Here is a 4,627-nt window from a genome sequence, read left to right on the forward strand (position 1 = left end):
ATATCAACTGTTTTGTTAGGGTTATCGCTTAGGTATGTTGCTAATCTTGCTATTTCCAATTTTAAACCTCCAAATACTGGTTCTAAAATAGAAAAAGTTGATCCTTTAAAATTTAAGTTTTCATTTGCATTAAACTTTAAACTGCTTTTCGAATCTATAATCGAAAACATGTTTTTGGTTGCGGCTTCTGGTTCTACAGCTATACTTTTGGTTTCAGCTTCATTATTTGCTGCTTCTAAACATGGCTTACAGCAAAAAAAAATAGAGAATGGTCCCAAAAATAATGGTTAGCAAAATACCAAGAAGATAACTGGTTTTTTACTCATTATAAAATTGATTTTTAAGTTAGTGCTCTTAAGTTATTAAAAATCAGTTAAATATTAACTTTATTTAAAAAATAAAACATAAAAGAGTTAAAAAATTATCAAATAGTTTGTCTTTATAATAGAACAATACCTATAAATAGTTTTTTAATATATATTAATCGTTAATTATAGGTCAAATTTTATTCCTTGAGCTAAAGGCAATTCATCCGAATAGTTTACTGTATTTGTTTGTCTTCTCATGTAAATTTTCCAAGCATCAGATCCAGACTCACGTCCACCACCTGTTTCTTTTTCTCCTCCAAAAGCACCACCTATTTCGGCACCAGATGTTCCAATGTTTACATTTGCAATTCCACAATCACTTCCTGCGAAGGATAAAAACTTTTCAGCCTCTTTTAATTCGTTAGTCATAATTGCAGAAGATAAGCCTTGTGCAACACCATTTTGCAATCCTATAGCATTCTCAACCCCTCCAGAGTATTTAATTAAATATAAAACTGGTGCAAAAGTTTCAGACTGTACAATTTCGAAACTATTTTCAGCTTCAATAATGGCTGGTTTTACGTAGCATCCAGATTCGTAACCTTCACCTTCTAAAACACCACCTTCTACTAATACATTTCCACCTTCAGCTTTTGCTTTTTCAATTGCTGCTAAATAAATGTTTACAGAGTCTTTATCAATTAATGGTCCAATATGGTTTTTCTCATCTAAAGGATTACCTATTGTTAATTGTCCATAAGCACCAATAATAGCATCTCTTACTTTATCGTAAACCGATTCGTGAATAATTAATCTTCTTGTTGAAGTACAACGTTGTCCACATGTTCCAACTGCTCCAAATACAGCACCAGGTACTACTACTTTTAAATCTGCAGTTGGTGTGATAATAATAGCGTTGTTTCCTCCTAATTCTAATAAACTTTTTCCAAAACGTTCTGCAACTGTTGCACCAACAATACGTCCCATTCTTGTAGAACCTGTGGCAGATATTAAAGGCATTCTATGGTCTGTAGTCATCATTTCGCCTACTTTGTAGTCGCCATTAATGATACAAGAAATACCTTCTGGTAAGTTGTTTTCTTTTAAAACCTCAGCAATTATATTTTGACAAGCAATTGTACATAAAGGTGCTTTTTCAGATCCTTTCCATACACAAACATCACCACAAACCCAAGCTAAAGCTGTATTCCAAGCCCAAACAGCAACTGGAAAATTAAATGCAGAAATAATACCAACAACACCTAGTGAATGCCATTGTTCTCTCATTACGTGTCCTGGACGCTCAGATGGAATGGTTTGTCCGTTTAAAGAACGTGATAATCCAACTGCGAAATCACAGATGTCAATCATTTCCTGAACCTCACCATAACCTTCTTGTAAACTTTTTCCCATCTCGTAAGACACAAGCTTACCTAATGGTTCTTTTAATTCTCTTAATTTATTACCAAACTGACGTACAATTTCACCTCTTTGTGGTGCAGGCATTGTTCTAAAAGATAAAAATGCAGACGTTGCTGCATCCATTACTTTTTCGTAATCTGCTTTTGTAGTTGTTGAAACTTTTCCAATTAATGAACCATCTGTAGGAGAATATGAAGAAATAGTTTCTCCACTTCCAAAGTTATTAGAACCTGAAGATGTTCCATTATTTACATCTTTTACACCTAATTGTTGTAAGGCTTCTTTTATTCCGAAATCAGCTGAAATTGCCATATATATCTTTATTTTTTACTAATTATTTAATTTTGATGCGAATATACTAATAAATATGTGTTTTATAAGTTATAGCTTTCTTAAAAATAGTAACTTTAATGTACCCCTAATCAAACTTAAAGATGAAAAAAACAGCCACTTTAATTACACTATTTTTTATAATGTTGAGCTGCGGAGAACTTGTCTCAAATTCAGATAGTAATCTAGAAAAAATTACTAGCGAAAATCTGAGTTCGAATACTAATTCTGAAAAAGTAAATGACTTTGCTATTGTAATTCTGATAAGCCAAGAAGTACTGGTAGTATTTTAAAACCATTTTTATATACAGCGATGCTTGATGCTGGCGATTTATTACCCAATACCTTGGTGGCAGATGTACCAACACAATTTAGTAATTATGTTCCAGAAAATTACCCTAAAGAATTTGATGGTGCTGTATCTGCAAGTCGTGCCTTATCTCGCTCTTTAAATGTTACTGCTGTTAGAATGCTTAAAGATTTTGGTTTAGATAGGTTTCATCATTATTTAAAATACTTAGAGCTTAAAGATGTAAAATATAATGCCAACCACTATGGTTTATCTTTAATTCTTGGAGGTGCAGAAAGCAATTTATGGGATTTGTGTAAAAGCTATGCAAACTTTTCATCAACTTTAAATCACTATAACGAGACTTCAAGCGAATATTTTTCAAACGAATTTTGTGAGCCTACTTTTTTTGCTTCAGAAAACATCGATTTTGGAAAAAAGTCAACCGAAAAAACAGTCTTTGATGCAGCTTCAATTTATCTCACATACGAGAGCCTTAAAGAAGTAAATAGACCTGAAGGAGATGAAAATTGGGAGTTTTTTGACGATTCTAAACAAATAGCGTGGAAAACTGGAACAAGTTTTGGTTTTAGAGATGCTTAGGCAATTGGTACAACAAAAGATTATGTGGTAGGCGTATGGGTTGGTAATGCCGATGGAGAAGGACGACCTGGTTTGGTTGGTGTACAGGCTGCTGCTCCTATACTTTTTGATGTGTTCGATTTACTACCAAATAGCAATTAGTTTTCAAAACCTTTTGACGAAATGACTGAAATTAGTATATGTAAAGAAAGTGGTTTTAGAGCAGGACCAAATTGCAAAAACAAAATCGAGCAATTTGTTCAAAATAGTGGCCTTAAAACAAAACCTTGCCCTTATCATGTTTTAGTACATTTGGATGCTTCAAAAAGTTATCGTGTAAATACTTCTTGCGAAAACTTAACCGCTATTTCAAATACTTCGTGGTTTGTTCTTCCTCCTCTAATGGAATTTTACTACAAATCTAAAAACCCATTCTACAAATCTTTACCTTCATTTAGAAATGATTGTACAGGAAAAGAAGAAATTAATATGGAATTTATTTACCCTAAAGACAATAATATTATCTTTTTACCAAAAGGTTTAGATGGTAAAATTAATGACCTTGTTTTAAAAATTGCACACTCAAAACCTAAGAGTATAATCTATTGGTATTTAAACAAGCATTTTATTGGCAAAACTACTGATATTCTATACTTAGCAATTATTCCTAAAGAGGGAAAACATATAATTACAGCGGTAGATGAGATTGGAAACGAGATAAAAAGAACCATATAAATCACGAACTAAAACCAAAAAAAAGAGTTAGTCAATTAGGCACTTTATCGAAAAAAATATACATTAAGTCTATTGCTAACCATTAATCGATAAAAAATGTATTTAATCTATAATCCTTAACTTAGTTTTAATAAGATTGTTATTTTTTCTAGCTTAGAAAACTTTTTAAAACCAATTGAAAATAGCGAAGATGAAAAAAATTACACTTTTTTTGATAATTGTGACTTTATTTTTAAGTCAAAATATCAATGCGCAAATCACAGTATATCCTTATTCTGAAGATTTTGAAGCAGGAGCAGGAGACTGGATTGAAGACAACGCAACCAATGGTTCATGGGCTTTAGGAACACCAGCAGCTGGTGTTATAAATAGTGCCGCTTCAGGAACTAATTCTTGGGCTACAAATTTAACTGGAAATTATAATAACGTAGATGCTTCTTCTGTTACTAGTCCTATTTTTGACTTTTCAGCTTTAGCTGCGCCAGCGATAACGTTTAATATTTGGTGGGAATCAGAATTTAGTTGGGATGGTACAGTATTACAATCTTCAATAGATGGAGGAGCAACTTGGAATAATGTTGGTGCTGTAGGAGATCCTGGTAATTGGTATACAGATAATACAATTGGAGGTGCTCCAGGAGGCCAACAAGAAGGTTGGACAGGTCGTGATGGAACTGGATCTAACGGTTGGGTTCTCGCAAGTCATTCACTGGATGGTCTAGCAGGTCAATCAAATGTATTGTTACGTTTTGCTTTTGGTTCAGATGGCTCTGTTCAAGATGAAGGAGTTGCTTTCGATGATATTACAGTTTTTGATGTAACTTGTCCTAACCCAGATAATTTAACTTTTATTAGTTCTACTTCTACAACAGCTAACTTATCATGGACATTAGGTGGTACAGAAACAGCTTGGGAAATAGCAGTACAAACTCAAGGAACAGGTTTACCAACTGGAGCAGGA

The 4,627-nt window shown here is 33.1% G+C and carries 3 protein-coding genes and 2 pseudogenes; 3 read left to right on the plus strand and 2 right to left on the minus strand.

What is annotated here, in order from left to right; genetic code table 11:
* Together QNK89_RS07525 and QNK89_RS07530 are read right to left on the minus strand one after the other, a co-directional pair.
* Window positions 1–278, minus strand: a pseudogene (locus QNK89_RS07525) (flagellar motor protein MotB); the annotation flags it as partial.
* 213 nt (window positions 279–491) lie between these two features.
* Complete coding sequence (locus tag QNK89_RS07530; RefSeq protein ID WP_340170401.1) at window positions 492–2,042, minus strand: aldehyde dehydrogenase family protein; 1,551 nt, start codon at window positions 2,040–2,042, stop codon at window positions 492–494.
* Window positions 2,043–2,373: 331 nt separating this feature from the next.
* Here QNK89_RS07530 and QNK89_RS07535 point away from each other — a divergent pair, with 331 nt between their 5' ends.
* The 3 genes and pseudogenes from QNK89_RS07535 to QNK89_RS07545 form a co-directional block, all read left to right on the plus strand.
* Window positions 2,374–2,952 carry a hypothetical protein gene (locus tag QNK89_RS07535; RefSeq protein WP_340170402.1) on the plus strand — a complete coding sequence of 193 codons (579 nt, stop codon included), beginning with the start codon at window positions 2,374–2,376 and terminating at the stop codon, window positions 2,950–2,952.
* 162 nt (window positions 2,953–3,114) lie between these two features.
* The gene (locus tag QNK89_RS07540) at window positions 3,115–3,666 is read left to right on the plus strand and encodes a hypothetical protein (protein WP_340170403.1); all 552 of its coding nucleotides are present in this window, start codon (window positions 3,115–3,117) and stop codon (window positions 3,664–3,666) included.
* A 190-nt stretch (window positions 3,667–3,856) separates the two neighbouring features.
* Window positions 3,857–4,627, plus strand: a pseudogene (locus QNK89_RS07545) (hypothetical protein); the annotation flags it as partial.

This window comes from Lacinutrix sp., from assembly GCF_037625555.1.
Lineage (GTDB): Bacteria > Bacteroidota > Bacteroidia > Flavobacteriales > Flavobacteriaceae > Lacinutrix.

Bases quoted from the DNA above. Each gene is read 5' to 3' on its own strand.
- QNK89_RS07530 (WP_340170401.1), bottom strand. From the start codon at position 2,042: ATGGCAATTTCAGCTGATTTCGGAATAAAAGAAGCCTTACAACAATTA.
- QNK89_RS07535 (WP_340170402.1), top strand. From the start codon at position 2,374: ATGCTTGATGCTGGCGATTTATTACCCAATACCTTGGTGGCAGATGTA.
- QNK89_RS07540 (WP_340170403.1), top strand. From the start codon at position 3,115: ATGACTGAAATTAGTATATGTAAAGAAAGTGGTTTTAGAGCAGGACCA.